At 64.9% G+C, this 14,776-nt stretch carries 20 protein-coding genes; all 20 read left to right on the top strand.

Features of this window, described 5'->3' with window-relative positions; genetic code table 11:
* Window positions 1-79 precede the first annotated feature (79 nt).
* The 20 genes from G3A50_RS17450 (at window position 80) to G3A50_RS17365 (ending at window position 14,708) form a co-directional block, all read left to right on the top strand.
* Window positions 80-1,618: an FAD-dependent monooxygenase gene (locus tag G3A50_RS17450; protein WP_163076441.1), complete on the top strand. Its 1,539-nt coding sequence runs from the start codon at window positions 80-82 to the stop codon at window positions 1,616-1,618.
* 280 nt (window positions 1,619-1,898) lie between these two features.
* Complete coding sequence (locus G3A50_RS22415; protein ID WP_164714525.1) at window positions 1,899-2,066, top strand: hypothetical protein; 168 nt, start codon at window positions 1,899-1,901, stop codon at window positions 2,064-2,066.
* Between the two features lie 140 nt (window positions 2,067-2,206).
* Window positions 2,207-2,650 (top strand): hypothetical protein, encoded by a 444-nt coding sequence (locus G3A50_RS17445; RefSeq protein WP_163076440.1) that lies wholly within the window; start codon window positions 2,207-2,209, stop codon window positions 2,648-2,650.
* Between the two features lie 565 nt (window positions 2,651-3,215).
* Window positions 3,216-3,542: a DUF736 domain-containing protein gene (locus G3A50_RS17440; RefSeq protein ID WP_163076439.1), complete on the top strand. Its 327-nt coding sequence runs from the start codon at window positions 3,216-3,218 to the stop codon at window positions 3,540-3,542.
* Window positions 3,543-3,729: 187 nt separating this feature from the next.
* Entirely contained in the window at window positions 3,730-3,972 is a 243-nt protein-coding gene (locus tag G3A50_RS17435; RefSeq protein WP_024021493.1) for a helix-turn-helix domain-containing protein, read from the top strand.
* Window positions 3,973-4,092: 120 nt separating this feature from the next.
* On the top strand, window positions 4,093-4,356 hold the full coding sequence (locus G3A50_RS17430; RefSeq protein WP_163076438.1) for a DNA -binding domain-containing protein: 264 nt from the start codon (window positions 4,093-4,095) through the stop codon (window positions 4,354-4,356).
* Between the two features lie 118 nt (window positions 4,357-4,474).
* On the top strand, window positions 4,475-4,789 hold the full coding sequence (locus tag G3A50_RS22695) for a transcriptional regulator domain-containing protein (protein WP_246251818.1): 315 nt from the start codon (window positions 4,475-4,477) through the stop codon (window positions 4,787-4,789).
* Between the two features lie 76 nt (window positions 4,790-4,865).
* The gene (locus tag G3A50_RS22690; protein WP_246251815.1) at window positions 4,866-5,240 is read left to right on the top strand and encodes a DUF2285 domain-containing protein; all 375 of its coding nucleotides are present in this window, start codon (window positions 4,866-4,868) and stop codon (window positions 5,238-5,240) included.
* A gap of 126 nt (window positions 5,241-5,366) precedes the next feature.
* Complete coding sequence (locus G3A50_RS17420; protein ID WP_048648556.1) at window positions 5,367-5,648, top strand: helix-turn-helix transcriptional regulator; 282 nt, start codon at window positions 5,367-5,369, stop codon at window positions 5,646-5,648.
* Between the two features lie 11 nt (window positions 5,649-5,659).
* Window positions 5,660-6,547: a replication initiator protein A gene (locus G3A50_RS17415; RefSeq protein WP_163076436.1), complete on the top strand. Its 888-nt coding sequence runs from the start codon at window positions 5,660-5,662 to the stop codon at window positions 6,545-6,547.
* A gap of 208 nt (window positions 6,548-6,755) precedes the next feature.
* Window positions 6,756-7,394 carry a ParA family partition ATPase gene (parA, locus tag G3A50_RS17410; protein ID WP_163076435.1) on the top strand — a complete coding sequence of 213 codons (639 nt, stop codon included), beginning with the start codon at window positions 6,756-6,758 and terminating at the stop codon, window positions 7,392-7,394.
* Window positions 7,391-7,645, top strand: a complete 255-nt coding sequence (locus G3A50_RS17405) for a hypothetical protein (protein ID WP_163076434.1) — start codon at window positions 7,391-7,393, stop codon at window positions 7,643-7,645. The genes parA and G3A50_RS17405 overlap by 4 nt, the downstream gene beginning before the upstream one ends.
* Window positions 7,642-8,160 carry a DUF2840 domain-containing protein gene (locus G3A50_RS17400; RefSeq protein WP_163076433.1) on the top strand — a complete coding sequence of 173 codons (519 nt, stop codon included), beginning with the start codon at window positions 7,642-7,644 and terminating at the stop codon, window positions 8,158-8,160. The genes G3A50_RS17405 and G3A50_RS17400 overlap by 4 nt, the downstream gene beginning before the upstream one ends.
* Window positions 8,157-8,702, top strand: coding sequence for a S26 family signal peptidase (locus tag G3A50_RS17395; RefSeq protein ID WP_163076432.1), 546 nt, complete (start codon window positions 8,157-8,159; stop codon window positions 8,700-8,702). The genes G3A50_RS17400 and G3A50_RS17395 overlap by 4 nt, the downstream gene beginning before the upstream one ends.
* A gap of 45 nt (window positions 8,703-8,747) precedes the next feature.
* Entirely contained in the window at window positions 8,748-9,095 is a 348-nt protein-coding gene (locus G3A50_RS17390) for a DUF736 domain-containing protein (RefSeq protein WP_163076431.1), read from the top strand.
* Between the two features lie 3 nt (window positions 9,096-9,098).
* Window positions 9,099-9,863 carry a lytic transglycosylase domain-containing protein gene (locus G3A50_RS17385; protein ID WP_163076430.1) on the top strand — a complete coding sequence of 255 codons (765 nt, stop codon included), beginning with the start codon at window positions 9,099-9,101 and terminating at the stop codon, window positions 9,861-9,863.
* 244 nt (window positions 9,864-10,107) lie between these two features.
* Entirely contained in the window at window positions 10,108-11,847 is a 1,740-nt protein-coding gene (locus G3A50_RS17380; RefSeq protein ID WP_163076429.1) for a relaxase/mobilization nuclease domain-containing protein, read from the top strand.
* A 25-nt stretch (window positions 11,848-11,872) separates the two neighbouring features.
* Window positions 11,873-13,861, top strand: a complete 1,989-nt coding sequence (locus G3A50_RS17375; RefSeq protein ID WP_163077785.1) for a conjugal transfer protein TraG — start codon at window positions 11,873-11,875, stop codon at window positions 13,859-13,861.
* Between the two features lie 8 nt (window positions 13,862-13,869).
* Window positions 13,870-14,301, top strand: a complete 432-nt coding sequence (locus G3A50_RS17370; protein ID WP_163076428.1) for a CopG family transcriptional regulator — start codon at window positions 13,870-13,872, stop codon at window positions 14,299-14,301.
* A gap of 29 nt (window positions 14,302-14,330) precedes the next feature.
* Window positions 14,331-14,708 (top strand): helix-turn-helix domain-containing protein, encoded by a 378-nt coding sequence (locus G3A50_RS17365; protein ID WP_163076427.1) that lies wholly within the window; start codon window positions 14,331-14,333, stop codon window positions 14,706-14,708.
* The last annotated feature ends 68 nt before the right edge of the window (window positions 14,709-14,776 follow it).

Here is a 14,776-nt window from a genome sequence, read left to right as displayed (position 1 = left end):
AATAAGCGCCCCTTCGTTCGTCCGTGTGGTTCTCAATGGCGAGGAACGCTCCGGTCGAACATCGACATAGGAGCAGTTCATGCACAGCCACCATCCGAAACTTTATGATGTTGTGATTGCCGGCGCCGGTCCGGTCGGCCTGTTTCTCGCCTGCGAACTACGACTCTTCGATCTCTCGGTTTTGGTACTGGAACAAGCCGAGGATCAGCGTTCGCCTCTGAAGCGCCTCCCGTTTGGCATGCGTGGTCTTTCCGCGCCTACCATCGAAGCCCTTTATCGTCGAGGCCTGCTGGACGCTGTCATCGAGGCGCAGCGGGCAAACGATGTCACGGGCGCCACCAAGGCAGCCGCCCACTGGGCGCAGCAGGTCCGGCGTCCGGCTGGTCATTTCGCCGGCATTCAGTTTTTCCACGACAAGATCGACGAGACCCAATGGCCGTACCGTCTGCCAAGCCCAGCTGGCGCCAGCATGATGGTGACGATGGAGTCTCTCGAAACTGTCCTGGCGGCTCGGGCCAGCGCAATGGGTGTGGAGATTCGGCGCGGGCTCGGCGTCCATGATATCGAACAGTCGGATCACGACGTGATCGTTCGAGCCGGTAACGAGATCTTCTGCGGACGCTGGCTCGTCGGCTGCGACGGCGGCCGCAGCACCGTGCGAAAGGCTGGCGGTTTCGATTTCGTCGGAACCGATCCCGAATTCACAGGCTATTCCGTCGAAATCGAGGTGGACGATCCGGATAAGCTCCAATCCGGCCGTACCTACACGCCAACGGGCATGTATACCTACGCGCCGCCCGCAACGGTCGCGATGGTCGACTTTGACGGGGGGGCTTACCACCGGACCCTCCCGATCACGCTCGAACATGTACAGGCGGTGTTGCGCCGGGTTTCAGGTACGGATGTCACGCTGACGGACCTCAGGCTTGCCACCACTTGGACGGACCGCGCCTTCCAGGCGACGGCTTACCGCAGAGGACGGTTTCTACTCGCAGGTGACGCCGCGCACATCCATTCACCTCTGGGCGGCCAAGGACTTAATCTGGGGCTTGGCGATGTGATAAATCTTGGATGGAAACTGGCGTCCACGATCCGTGGTGAAGCACCAGCTCATCTACTCGACAGCTATACGAACGAACGCCTTCCGCTCGGCGCGCAGGTTCTCGACTGGTCCCGGGCTCAGGTCGCGCTCATGCGGCCGAGCCGGAGCACGCGCGCGCTCGAAGCTGTTATCCGCGATCTCATCGACACGCCCGACGGCGCGACCTATTTCGCCGAGCGCGTCTGGGGTGTCTCGCTTCGCTATGATCTTGGGGATAGCGACCCGCTCGTGGGACGCAGCGTTCCAGACTTCGAACTGGCCGACGGAGTGAGGGTCGGCGAGATACTCAGGAACGGAAAAGCCTTGTTGTTGGACTTCGACGCACATGCATCCCTTCAGGCGGTAGCAGCGCGCTGGGGGGACCGGCTCTCCTATGTGGCGAAACCCGTGAAGAACAGACTGGGTTTGAACGCTGTTCTCGTGCGTCCCGATGGCATCGTCGCGTGGACTGGTCGAAGAGCCGGTGACAATGACGAAGCCGCTCAAGCTGCATCGCGATGGCTCAGCGAAACCTGAAGAGACGTGAAACTGTCCAAGCGCTCCACACTTGGCGTCTAGCTTTCCCACGTGTGGCTTCCGACATCGAAGCGACCGCTCCTGAAGCAATAACCACCCCCGCTTATCTGCGCTGATCCTTGGTCAGACTGATCGCCTGACGCCATCAACCCGTAAAGGGTCGGCTATGCGAGCATGCCGCCGCTTCGGCTGCGCCTGCGCGGTGATTGCAGCGTTCAGTCCGAGACTTCGGGCGCCTGTCAGCGGGGGATGGTCCTCCGCTCAAACAGGAGCCGGATCGATGTCCCTCAACGACGCGCACGCCTTCGCCTTCAGCCTCGCCACCACCCTGATGGCCGCCATCATCATCTTCCAGGCCGGTGACGGCACCCTCTCGGTAACACCCGCCAGCGAGTACGACGGCGACATGGCCGCGATCGTCCACGAGATCGATCCCTTCGCCCCATAACCGGGGCGAACTGGCGTTGCCGCGCGGAAGTCGCCCGCGATTTCCGCTCCCGGCGCAGTCGATTTTCAGCTATAGTTTGAGCGCGCCGTGGTGGTGGTGGAGGTGCGACCGTCAGACTATTTCTCACGGAGGCCACCACCATGATCATCCTTGCAGCACTCGCTTCCCTCGCAGCCATCGGCCTGCTTTGCTGGCTGCTGTTCACCTTGGCCGTCTTCGCGCTGCCGGCGTTCGTCGGCGTGACCGCAGGGGCCTGGGCCCACGGCACCGGCGCCGGCATTCCCGGCGCGGTTCTCGTCGGTGCCGGTGCCGCCGCCCTCACGCTAGCGGCGGGCCACCTGCTGATCACCTTCGTCCGACCGATGTGGCTGAAGCTGATCGTGGCCATCGTCTTCGTCGCACCGGCGGCGATTGCGGGATTCCACGCCACGCATGGCATTGTGAAGCACCTCATGCCTTCCGAAGGATGGCAGATTGCCTTGTCCGTCATTGGCGCGATCGCGGTGGGCATAACCGCCTTTATACGTGTCGCAGGGTTGGCGGCGGCCCCGGGTCCGTCCGGCGGGGACCTCGCGCGAGCCTGATCGTCGGCATTGCCATTGCGAGGGCGACCAGCGATGGGTGGCGACCGCCCATGCCGTCTCAGGCCGTTGCGATTGATACATGGAGCGCGGATCAGCGCGGGCCCGGAGAAGCGGCCCTCGTTGGAGCGGTTGCCGTGGCAGGGCACCTCTTGGCTGCACCACCGAACATCCGGCGTGGCGATCTCCTTGCCGGCGGTTGCGGGTCAGGATGCAGCACCGATGCCCTGCGGGGAGGAAACGAAGCCGGTAAGTATTGCTCCGACGCCGGTTTGCTAGTGCGGGACGGCCACCATTCTCTCCGTTATCTGACCGTGCCTCGACCGCTCCAAACGGCCTCTTCAATGGCCTGATCTGGCCGAAGGTCGGCTGCGCCTCGATCGCCTATGACGCAACAGCGGCGTCGTACTTTCTTCCCCTACCGGCTGCGCCGCCATTCCTCGCGGAACAAGAAAGTCCTCCTTGGCTGCCAGGCCCCTTCGGGGTGCGCCGTCAATCGCCTCCGGCCTGCCGATCGCCATCGAGGCCGCAATGGTGCGGGCTCGGGAACGGAAAACGGAGATTTACAATGGCGACCATCGGCACCTTCAAGAAGACCGGCTCGAACGAGTTCACCGGCGACATCGTCACCCTCAGCGTCCAGGCCAAGGGCGTGCGCATTGTCGCGGACCAGCGCGCCACGGGTGAGAACGCCCCTAGCCACCGGGTTCTGGTCGGCCGCGCGGAGATCGGCGCCGCCTGGTCCAAGCGCTCCAACGAAGGCCGCGAGTACCTTGGTCTCAAGCTGGACGATCCAAGCTTCAACGCACCGATCTACGCCAACCTCTTCGACGACGAGGAAGGCGACACCTTCTCTCTCATCTGGTCCCGCCCCAACGGGCGCCGGGGTGACTGAGGCTCCGCGCGAGGCCCCGGCCGGATAGGCCGGGGCCTTCGGCTGTCAAAGCGACCGAATCAGTTATCGCCTTTATCGGGCATGTAAGGGCCGGGCCGGCCACTTCCGACTATGAAATCTCCAAAAGAACGACTATTATAGTCGTAGTTTTGGCGTGCGCGTAGGTACGTGTGGGAGGTGATCATGCATGATCACCGCCCGACAGTTTCGGGCCGCACGCGCGTTGCTGGGTTGGACACAGGAGACGCTCGCTGACAAGGCCCGGGTCTCATTGACCGCGCTCAAGCGCCTCGAATCCACCAGTGGCCTCGAGGTCTTTGAGAGCACGCGCGATGAGGTGAGAAGGGCTTTCGAACGCGCCGGCATCGTCTTCCTGAACTCCGATCAGGGCAAGGGAGTGCTGCTCGTTGATGCGAAGAAGGAAACCTGACGTTCGACAGGTCGCGGCGTTGCCACCTCGTGCCGCGTCAAGGCCACGCGTTATCGTTCCGATCAAAACACGGTTAACAATCTCCTCCAGTTTGGATACATCTCGCGATCGGGGGATGTTGTGACCAAGGACGATTTTCTCGACCAGCCGCCCGCCGGGACGGTTTTGACCGCCTACGACGAGGCGCATCTGAAGCTGTATGTCCGGCTGCTGGATGCCGACGCTGAAAAAGCCGACTGGCGTGAAGTCGTCGAAGTCCTCTTCGGCCTCGATGCCACAGCCGAACCGGAGCGCGCTCAGCGCATCTACACCAGCCATCTCGATCGCGCGAAATGGATGACGAAGAGCGGTTTTTGCGAGTTGCTCCAGGGCCGCCTGCACTGAGGTGATGCGTAAACCGCATCACGTTGCGGCCGCTTCGTTCTTCCCGCGCTCCGTTCAAACTGGAATCGTATCCGCTGCAAAACTCGCGTTGCACAACCTTACGCGGAGGCAGTGGAGAATGTCCGAGGATGAAAGTTGGCGGTCTGAAACCGCCTATGACTATATCGACAAGTTAACCCCCGGCGATCTCGCCTGGGAGTTCCTGCGTCGTAACCCCGAATACAGAAAATCCTATCAGGAACTGGTAGCGGTCGGGCGGTTGACCGAGGATGTCGCGGGCGAGTTCGCCGAACAATGGGGCTTGCGATTTCGTTGCCGATCCTCGCAACTCGGCGCTCATCCAGCCGATCTTCTGGACCCCGCAAACCGATCCCGCGACACTCCCGTTCACCGTCGGACCGAACCCGGCGGGAGATCTCCGCCTCAGCGTTGAGGATCTGCACGCCCACGCCACCATCGAGCATGATCCTGGTCTGATCCGGCTCGTACTGCGCGGCGAGCCTCACGACGTGGCCCTGTTCAACGTCGATGATGCCCGCCCCGTCGGCGCGTTCATCGTATTCGATGAGCTGACGCCCGACCGACTGACCGCGGTCGAACGCCTCTGGCACGCGATGTTGGGCAAGCGCATGCCGCCTGATCCACGCCTGACGCCGCAAAGACGTCAGCGCGCCCGCCAGATGCTGCGCGCGATCGACGCGCGAGAGAGCGGCGCCATCTACCGCACCGTCGCCGAGCATCTCTTCCCCCAGCACAAGATTGACGCAGCATCCTGGGTCGGCGACCCGATCCGGGAGATCACCATCCGTCTCGCCCGCGACGGCATGAAGCTCGTTCGCGGCGGCTATCGGACATTGCTGCGCCGCCCACGCCGGGATCGCTGATACCCGCTCGCGTGTCGATTTTAGCATCTTACTTCGACATCGTCCGGGGCGCCGTCTTCGCGCCACCGTGCTTGCAACCCGCCGCTTATTCGAAGCGGCCGCTCGCGAGACCACGGAGGTGCGATCATGGCCGAAAGAGCCGCCAATTTACCGCCACGCTACCTGAGAACGCAGGAGGCGGCGCGCTTCCTTGGCCTTTCCGAACGCACCCTTGAGAAGCATCGGACCTACGGGACTGGTCCGATTTACCGCAAGCTCGGCGGCCGCGTGGTCTATTCCGTCGACGACCTTCAGGCCTGGGCCGATCGCGGTCTCGTCACCTCCACGTCCGATCCGCGCGGCGGCACTGTTTTACCGGCCAAGCGCCAAACAGCCTCGACCGCCGCCGGCGGACGCTTCCCGCGCTGAGACGACCGGCCATGTCGTCCCGCCACACCCAATACGATGAGCGCGCCCAACTCGATCTGTTCCGGGCGCTGCCCGGCGATCTCGCGCCCCGCGATGCGCAGGACCTCATGGCCTACCCGTTCTTTTCGCTCGCCAAGTCGAAGCGTCTGGCGCCGATAGACTTCAAGGCCGGCTCTGTGAAAATCCGCGTCGAGGCTGTGCCCGAGCATGGCATGGCGACGATCTGGGACGCGGACGTCCTCATCTGGGCCGCCTCGCAGATCGTCGAGGCGCGCGACGTCGGCCTGCGCCCCTCGCGCCTAATGGCGACCACCCCCTATGAGATCCTGAACTTCATCGGACGCGGTGTGTCGCTGCGCGACTACGACCGCCTCAAGGCCGCGCTGGATAGGCTGCAATCGACCACGGTCGCGACCTCGATCCGCCAGCCGACCGAGCGGCGAATGCACCGCTTCTCCTGGATCAACGAATGGAAGGAGCGCGCCGATCACCGCGGCCGTCCGCTCGGCCTCGAACTGATCCTCCCCGACTGGTTCTATGGCGCCGTCCTCGACGACGCGCTCGTGCTGACAATCGACCGCAAATACTTCGATCTTACTGGCGGCCTGGAGCGCTGGCTTTACCGCCTCGTGCGCAAGCACGGCGGCAAGCAGGAATTCGGTTGGAGTTTCGACTTCCCGCACCTCCACGCCAAGTCCGGCAGCCTCTCGCCGCTCAAACACTTCGCCTACGACCTGCGCGACATCGTCCGCCGTCAACCGCTGCCGGGCTACTGGCTCACCATCGAGCAATGCCTCGGTGGTCCGGAGATCCTGTCATTCGCAACCACCGATCCCGACGCGCTTGGCATCCCGCGCCGCCGTCGCCGTTCGCCAACTCGCCCTGGGGATAAGCTGTGAATCATCTCGTGCTATCAGGGACCAGCACCATCGTGCCATCGGGGACCGGACTCTCGTGCTATCGGGGACCGGAATCGCCGATTCATCGCGCTGAATCAGCTGCTTGCGAACCCCGTAACTTATCTAACCTAGATTCCTTCGGAATCTTTCTAACGCAAACCCGTTTTTCGACCGCTGTGGACGAGTCCCCTTTTCCCGGGAGACTGTCGTGATCGTCGCGCTCCTCAACCAGAAGGGCGGCGTCGGTAAGACGACGCTGGCGCTTCACCTCGCCGGCGAATGGGCTCGAGGCGGCAAGCGCGTCACATTAATCGACGCCGATCCCCAGGGCTCGGCGCTGGACTGGTCGCAGCAGCGCAGCCGGGAGGGGTTGGAGCGACTCTTCGGTATCGTCGGCCTGGCTCGCGACACGCTCCACCGCGAAGCGCCGGAGCTGGCGCGTGACGCCGACCATGTCGTCATCGATGGGCCGCCACGTGTCGCCAGCCTCATGCGCTCGGCGCTGCTCGCCGCCGATCTCGTGCTGATCCCGGTGCAGCCGTCGCCGCTCGACGGTTGGGCCTCGGCCGAGATGCTCGCGCTGCTCGGCGAAGCGCGCATCTACCGCCCCGAGCTTGCCGCCCGCTTCGTACTGAACCGCTGCGCGGCGCGCACGGTGCTCGCCCGCGAAACCGCCGAGACGCTCGCCGACCACGACCCACCTTTGCTCGCCACCACCATCGGTCAGCGCATCGTTTTCGCCGATGTCGTGCAGACCGGCCGGATCGCTGCTGAGCAGGACGAGGATAGTCCAGGTGCGCGCGAGATCGCCGCGTTCGCGGCCGAGGTGGCGAGGCTCGGCGCATGAGCGAACGATCCCCCAAGCGCGGCTTCGCGTCCCGACCAGGCGATCCGGAGAGCTGGATCAAGGCCCCCGATCGCCCGACCCGGCAATCTCAAAACGCCGACGACTTCTCGGCCAGGCTGACCATCGATGTCACCGCCGACATGCGCGGCCGGATCAAGATCGCGGCCTTCCAGCGCGGCCAGACGGTCGCCGACATGCTCCGCGCGCTGTTCGAGCGCGAATTTTCACCAGCTCAAGGAGATGCTCAATGACCGGCCTTGCCGCCGCATCCGCGCGCCCCGGCCGCGCCCCTCACGCGCCGCCTGAGGATCTCACCCAGGTCGAGCTCGTCTGGATTGAGAAGCAGGTCGAGCACTGGATCCGCTTCGGCCGCGAGGTGCGCGAACAAGTGCTCGACCGCCGCCGCCGTATCCTCCTTTTTCCTCCCGGCGCGACCTTCGCGCTGGTGCGCTGGGCCGCGAACGAGCACGGCACCGTGCTCTCCCGGCTCGATATTCTGCGCGCCGTCGCTCCCGGCGAAGCCTGCCAGACTATCCCGACCGTGACGCCCGGCGGCGACATCCTGCTGCGCGTCGATGGCTGGCCGAAGGTGGAGCGCATGCTCCAGCACATCGACGCGATCGAGACGATCGGCATCGATCCGCTTGAGGTCGCGCCCGATCATTGGCGGCACGTCCACAATCGCTTTGCCGTCTGCGAAATGCCACGCGCCTACACGATGCAGCGCCACCGCGCCTTCCTCTTGGCGCGGAGGATCGGCGCATGACCCGGCTTGGCTACGCCATCACCACGACGGGAGCGGTGTCCTTGCTCGGTATCCTGTCCCTCGTATCCTTTGCACCGAAGCTGATCTGGAACGCGTCGGCGAGCACGCCGATCGGCCTTTACGCCATTGAGCCGGACCAGTCCCCAGACGTGACCGATCTAGTCGCCGTGCGCGCGCCCGAGCCGCTCGCGAGCTTTCTTGCTGAGGGCGGATATCTGCCGCGTGGCGTACCGCTGATGAAGCGCGTCGTGGCGCTTCCTGGCCAGCGGGTTTGCAGGACGGGCCTCGCGATCACCGTCGATGCCGCGCCGATGGGCGAGGCGCTGGATCGCGACCGCCGCGGCAATCCGCTGCCCGTCTGGCAGGGCTGCCGCGTCGTCGCCAAGGGCGAGCTTTTCCTGATGAACTGGCAGGTCCGCGACAGTCTCGACGGCCGTTACTTCGGACCGCTGCCTGCCTCCGCCGTGATCGGCCGGGCCATCCCTGTCTACACCGACGAGGACGGCGATGGCCGCTTCATCTGGCGCACGCCGACGCGGTGACGGCGTGCCCAATCCCAACCACACCGCAGATTCACGGAGGCAATCATGTCCCTGATAGGTCAGTTTACGCGCGACGCTGGCGGCTTCATCGGCCACTTGGAAACACTCCTGCTGCATCAGGACATCATCATCATTCCCGCCGAGCCGTCCGACGCCGAGAATGCGCCGGATTTCCGCGTGCATGTCTTCGACAGCATGAACAACGAACCCCGTGCCGAGCTCGGCGCGGGTTGGAAGCGCACCGGCGAGAAGGCCGGGGAGTACGTCGCGCTGCAGCTCGACGATCCATGCTTTCCGCAGCCGATCCGCGTTAACCTTTTTCAGTCGGCCGACAACAAATCGGCCTGGGGCCTGCACTGGAACCGCCCGCCCAAGCGCGGCGAGCGGGACTGAGCGATGCCGGCCCGCCGCCATCGCGCTGTTGTCGGACGGTTTCCCACCGTCCGGCACACAGTCTTCCTTCTCCTTTCCGGCCTATTCACCAGCCTGTCGTCGACCGTCCCGGCCTCCGCACAAGACGCATCGGTGGAGCGCGCATCACCTAGCGATCCTTATGCTGGTCATATCACCGACGCAGCGCGCCGGTTCGGCATTCCGGAGGCGTGGGTTCGAGCCGTCATGCGCGTCGAAAGCCGCAGTGATGTGCGCGCGATCTCGCCCAAGGGCGCGATAGGCCTGATGCAGATCATGCCAGCGACGTGGGGCGATTTGCGCACCCGACATGGTCTCGGCAACGATCCCTACGACCCGCGCGACAACATCCTGGCGGGAGCCGCCTACCTGCGGGAGATGCACGACCGCTACGGCTCGCCGGGCTTTCTGGCTGCCTACAATGCCGGCCCTGGGCGCTACGAGGAATATCGCGCGACGGGCCGCCAACTGCCGGCCGAAACGCGCGCGTATGTCGCCGCTCTCGCACCGATCGTCGGCGGCGGCGATCTCGCTGCCCCCGTCTCGGTAGCAACCGCCGATCCGCTCGCCTGGACCCGAGCACCCCTCTTCATCGCGCAGGTCGATAGCAGGCCGCGTGCAGTCCAGCGGCAGCGGGACGGCGATCCGGCTGCACCCTCCGCGCAGGAGTCCGCGCGCGATCCGGTCCTGCCTGCACTGCGATCGGACGGGCTGTTCGTGGCGCGAACCGACAGTGCGGGGCCGCGATGAGGGGCTTCGCACTTCATGCGGCATTCTCGGGCTCTGGCGTGGATTCGGCGTCAGAGGCGCGAAGAGCAGGCAGCACAACCGAACGATGGCGAGATAAAAGCGCGCGATGTGCGGCTTGGTGCGGTCGTGTGTTTTCAGAGACTTATGGCGCGTTGGCGCGAGGTGCGCCTGATCTGCGCAGCCTGCGCTATCGCGATTTCTGCAAGGATTTCCGCGCGATCGCGCGATGTGCGGTGCCTCGACCATGAGCGGCGAGGACGATTTCCGCATCCGGCCAGGCCGCATCCGCTCGACTCGCGCGCAACAGGCGCGGCCTTTCATCGCGCAGGCGCTGGCGGCCGCCCAACGCGCCGGCGGCAGCGTCTCGCGCTCCGGCAAGATCAGCTCGGGCAACCGCTCGCGGTTCGGCCGCGGCCAGCGCGCGACGGTGCAGGCCAATCGTCTGCTCACCAGCCGATCGCGCAACACGGTGATCAAGACGCGCGTCGTCCGGCACACCGCTCGGGCCGCGCCGCTCTCCGCCCACCTCAGCTATCTCCGGCGCGAGGGCGTCACCCGGGATGGAGAGAAGGCCCGGCTCTTCGGGCCGGAGACCGAGGACGCCGATCCCAAGTCCTTCGCCGAGCGAACCCAGGACGACCGGCATCACTTCCGGTTCATCGTCTCGCCGGAGGACGCGACCGAGATGTCAGACCTCAAGACCTTCACCCGCGACCTGATGGGGCAGATGGAGAAGGACCTCGGGACCAAGCTCGACTGGGTCGGCGTCGACCACTGGAACACCGATAACCCCCACGTTCATATCATCCTGCGCGGTCGCACCGATGACGGCCAGGACCTCGTCATCTCGCGCGACTACATCAAGGAAGGCATGCGCGCCCGCGCGCAGGATCTCGTCACCCAGGAGCTGGGGCCGCGCACCGATCACGAGATCCGCCGCAATCTCGAACGGCAGATCGAGGCGGAGCGCTGGACCAACCTCGATCGCCAACTTGCGCGAGACAGCTATCGCACCGGTGTCGTCGATCTCGCGCCGCACCCTGACCGCCAGCCGGACGAATTCCATGCGATGAAGGTCGGTCGGTTGCGGAAGCTGGAGACGCTCGGCCTCGCCGATCAGGTTGGCCCCGGCCAATGGGCCGTGTCCGAGAATGCCGAGGCGACGCTGCGCGAGCTGGGCGAACGCGGCGACATCATCAAACGCATCCACCGTGGCCTGACCGAGCGCGGCATCGAACGCGGCGCCGCCAGCTATGTGCTCGCCGGCGAGAGCCTTAACGATCCCGTCATCGGCCGCCTGGTCGATCGTGGTCTCGACGATGAGCTGAAGGGGACGGCCTACGCCGTGGTCGATGGCACCGACGGACGAACCCATCACATCAAGCTACCCGACCTCGACGCGGCCGGCGACAGCGCGCCGGGCTCGATCGTCGAGCTGCGTAAATTCGACGACGCGCAGGGACGCAGGCGGGTCGCGCTCGCTGTCCGCTCCGATCTCGACATCTCCGCCCAGGTCAACGCGACCGGCGCGACATGGCTCGACCGGCAGGCGATCGCCCGCGAAACCGTCCCGCTCGGCGGCGGCGGGTTCGGCGCGGAGGTGCGCCAGGCGATGGACAGACGGGCCGAACATCTCGTTGGTCAGGGTCTCGCCGAGCGGCAAGCGCGCGGCGTCAGCTTCTCCCCGGGCCTGATCGACACGTTGCGGCAGCGCGAGGTGGAGGCCTTGGGCGAAAAGCTGGCGGCCGAGACCGGGCGCCAGTTCACGAAGGCCGCGACGGGCGAATATGTGGCGGGCACCTATCGCCAGCGCTTCACGCTCGCGTCGGGCCGCTTCGCCATGATCGACGACGGCCTCGGCTTCCAACTCGTGCCCTGGTCGCCCTCCCTCGAACATCAGATCGGTCGGCACGTCTCCGGTGTGTCGCGCGGCGGCGGTGGGGTCGACTGGAGCTTCGGCCGCAACCGCGGCCTCGGCATGTAGCCCAGCCAAGAAAGGAGTGCCCGCCATGTCAGCGACCAAAATCCTCTGGGGCCAGATCCTCACCGTCTTCCTGATCGTGCTCATGACAACCTGGGCGGCGACGCAGTGGACGGCCTATCGGCTTGGCTTCCAGCCGCAGCTCGGACTCCCCTGGTTCGAGTTGGCCGGCTGGCCAATCTACTATCCGCCCGCCTTCTTCTGGTGGTGGTACTTCTACGATGCCTATGCCCCGCCGATCTTCATCGAGGGGGCATATATCGCAGCGTCGGGCGGCTTCATCTCCATCGCCGTCGCGATCGGCATGTCCGTCTGGCGGGCGCGCGAGGCCAAGAACGCCGAGACGTTCGGTTCCGCCCGATGGGCCGATGCTCGCGAAGTGAGCGCCGCCGGCCTCTTGGGCGCGGATGGCGTCATCCTGGGGAAGTTCGAGCGCGACTATCTCCGCCACGACGGACCCGAGCATGTTCTGTGCTTCGCACCGACGAGATCCGGCAAGGGCGTCGGCCTGGTCGTGCCGTCGCTGCTGACCTGGCCGGGCTCTGCCATCGTCCATGACATCAAGGGGGAGAACTGGACGCTCACCGCCGGCTATCGCGCACGGCATGGTCGCGTGCTGCTATTCGATCCGACCAATGCGAAGTCGGCCGCCTACAATCCGCTGCTCGAGGTCCGCCGCGGCGAATGGGAGGTCCGCGACGTCCAGAACATCGCCGACATCCTGGTCGACCCGGAGGGCTCGCTCGAGAAACGGAATCACTGGGAAAAGACCAGCCACGCGTTGCTGGTCGGCGCCATTCTGCACGTCCTCTACGCCGAGGCCGACAAGACACTGGCGGGCGTCGCCGCCTTCCTCTCCGATCCAAAGCGGCCGATCGATTCGACTCTCGCCGCCATGATGAAGACCGCCCATCTCGGCGAGGCCGGCCCGCATCCGGTGATCGCCAGCGCCGCGCGCGAGTTGCTGAACAAATCCGACAACGAACGATCGGGCGTGCTGTCCACCGCGATGTCGTTCCTCGGCCTCTATCGCGATCCCGTCGTCGCCGAGGTCACTCGCCGCTGCGATTGGCGCATCGTCGACATCGTCGGCGGCAAGCATCCGACGACGCTCTACCTCGTGGTGCCGCCGTCGGACATCAACCGGACCAAGCCGCTGATCCGCCTGATCCTCAATCAAATCGGCCGGCGGCTCACGGAAGATCTGAAGGCGAACGGCAACCGCCATCGTCTTCTCCTGATGCTCGACGAATTTCCGGCCCTTGGCCGACTCGACTTCTTCGAGAGCGCGCTTGCCTTCATGGCGGGTTACGGGCTCAAAGCCTTCCTCATCGCCCAGTCGCTGAACCAGATCGAGAAGGCCTATGGGCCCAACAACTCGATCCTCGACAACTGCCATGTCCGCGTCAGCTTCGCCACCAATGACGAACGGACCGCCAAACGTGTCTCGGACGCGCTCGGCACCGCGACCGAGATGCGCGCGATGAAGAACTATGCCGGTCATCGCCTGTCGCCCTGGCTTGGCCACATGATGGTCTCGCGCTCGGAGACAGCCCGGCAACTGATGACGCCCGGTGAGATCATGCAGCTTCCGCCATCTGATGAAATCGTCATGGTCGCCGGCACTCCCCCGATCCGCGCGAAGAAGGCGCGATATTATGAGGATCGCCGGTTTCAGGAGCGCATCTTGCCGCCGCCGAACCTCGTCAAATCGACAACGGTTCGGCCGGATGACTGGAGCACGCTGCCCCTTCCGGTGACGCCAGCGGTGGCGACGGCTAACGGCGGCGGCGGCGGATCGGAAGATGAAGATACGACCGACTCCGAGCGCCGGCACCAGCCGGAATTGAGCCGCTCAAAGCCCGTCGAGCGGAAGGAGCCCATCGAAAACGAATTCGAGATCGATCCCCGCGACAATGCCGATGAGGACGCCGCACGTCTCTCGCGTATGAATCAGACCATGCGCCAGGTCGCGCGCCAAGCGTCGCTCGATCCCGGCGACGGCGTCGAGCTTTAGGAGGCACCATGGCAAAGCCTCCCAAAAAGCAGCGGCTATCCGTGTATCTCGAACCGGACGTCATGAAGGCGCTGGCTGCGCACGCTGCCCGGCGCGATCAATCCCTCTCGCTGATCGCCGAAGCCGGCATCGCCTCTTTCCTGTCACCTGACGCCGCCGAACGGCAGGAGGCGGCGACGACCAAGCGGCTCGATCAGCTCGACCGCCGTTTGGCGCGCATGGAGCGCGACCTTGGAATCGCCGTCGAAACACTGGCTGTGTTCATCCGGTTCTGGCTAACGACGACGCCGGCACTGCCCGAGCCCGCCGCGCAGGCTGCGCGGGCCAAGGCCGGCGAGCGCTATGAGGCGTTCGTCTCGGCGCTCGGTCGGCGACTCGCTCAGGGGCCGAAGCTCAGGCAGGAAATTTCGGAGGATATCGATCCCGCGCGCGACAACTAGCGATCACCCAGAATGCACAGCACCGCTTTATGACAGACTTGGGACGGCGACTGTCGGTCTCCAAGCAGGCTGCCGCCAAGGTGATCGGCCTCCTGGGAAAGCATGGCTATGTTGCCCGTTTGGATGATGCGACCGACTCGCGACGCAAGCTTCTTACCATCACCGACCTGGGCTACGAGGTGATGTCAGAGGGCGAAGCGATCTTCGACGAGTTGCGTACAGCGTGGGCCATGAAGATCGGCGGGCTGGAACTGGACCGTCCTGATCGGCGATGCTGCCATCGACCTGAACGCGCCAGGCCATATCGGGCTCGAAGAAGACTAGTCGAGAAACTTCAGCATTGGTACACGCTCAATCGTTGTGACGAATTGCAGAGAACGGGGTCGGTTGCGGCCAGTTCGGGGTAGAAGAAACGGCCGTTTTCCGAAAAGCGGACACTTACTTACATCGAGGCAAAGCTCATATCCGAGAATGG

The sequence above is a fragment of the Ancylobacter pratisalsi genome, from assembly GCF_010669125.1.
GTDB classification, from domain to species: domain Bacteria; phylum Pseudomonadota; class Alphaproteobacteria; order Rhizobiales; family Xanthobacteraceae; genus Ancylobacter; species Ancylobacter pratisalsi.
This window is presented reverse-complemented; position numbering and strand designations above follow the sequence as displayed.

Excerpts from the sequence above, each read along its gene's own strand:
- G3A50_RS17450 (WP_163076441.1), top strand. The coding sequence starts at position 80 with ATGCACAGCCACCATCCGAAACTTTATGATGTTGTGATTGCCGGCGCC.
- G3A50_RS22415 (WP_164714525.1), top strand. The coding sequence starts at position 1,899 with ATGTCCCTCAACGACGCGCACGCCTTCGCCTTCAGCCTCGCCACCACC.
- G3A50_RS17445 (WP_163076440.1), top strand. The coding sequence starts at position 2,207 with ATGATCATCCTTGCAGCACTCGCTTCCCTCGCAGCCATCGGCCTGCTT.
- G3A50_RS17440 (WP_163076439.1), top strand. The coding sequence starts at position 3,216 with ATGGCGACCATCGGCACCTTCAAGAAGACCGGCTCGAACGAGTTCACC.
- G3A50_RS17435 (WP_024021493.1), top strand. The coding sequence starts at position 3,730 with ATGATCACCGCCCGACAGTTTCGGGCCGCACGCGCGTTGCTGGGTTGG.
- G3A50_RS22695 (WP_246251818.1), top strand. The coding sequence starts at position 4,475 with ATGTCCGAGGATGAAAGTTGGCGGTCTGAAACCGCCTATGACTATATC.
- G3A50_RS17420 (WP_048648556.1), top strand. The coding sequence starts at position 5,367 with ATGGCCGAAAGAGCCGCCAATTTACCGCCACGCTACCTGAGAACGCAG.
- G3A50_RS17415 (WP_163076436.1), top strand. The coding sequence starts at position 5,660 with ATGTCGTCCCGCCACACCCAATACGATGAGCGCGCCCAACTCGATCTG.
- G3A50_RS17405 (WP_163076434.1), top strand. The coding sequence starts at position 7,391 with ATGAGCGAACGATCCCCCAAGCGCGGCTTCGCGTCCCGACCAGGCGAT.
- G3A50_RS17400 (WP_163076433.1), top strand. The coding sequence starts at position 7,642 with ATGACCGGCCTTGCCGCCGCATCCGCGCGCCCCGGCCGCGCCCCTCAC.
- G3A50_RS17395 (WP_163076432.1), top strand. The coding sequence starts at position 8,157 with ATGACCCGGCTTGGCTACGCCATCACCACGACGGGAGCGGTGTCCTTG.
- G3A50_RS17390 (WP_163076431.1), top strand. The coding sequence starts at position 8,748 with ATGTCCCTGATAGGTCAGTTTACGCGCGACGCTGGCGGCTTCATCGGC.
- G3A50_RS17385 (WP_163076430.1), top strand. The coding sequence starts at position 9,099 with ATGCCGGCCCGCCGCCATCGCGCTGTTGTCGGACGGTTTCCCACCGTC.
- G3A50_RS17380 (WP_163076429.1), top strand. The coding sequence starts at position 10,108 with ATGAGCGGCGAGGACGATTTCCGCATCCGGCCAGGCCGCATCCGCTCG.
- G3A50_RS17375 (WP_163077785.1), top strand. The coding sequence starts at position 11,873 with ATGTCAGCGACCAAAATCCTCTGGGGCCAGATCCTCACCGTCTTCCTG.
- G3A50_RS17370 (WP_163076428.1), top strand. The coding sequence starts at position 13,870 with ATGGCAAAGCCTCCCAAAAAGCAGCGGCTATCCGTGTATCTCGAACCG.
- G3A50_RS17365 (WP_163076427.1), top strand. The coding sequence starts at position 14,331 with ATGACAGACTTGGGACGGCGACTGTCGGTCTCCAAGCAGGCTGCCGCC.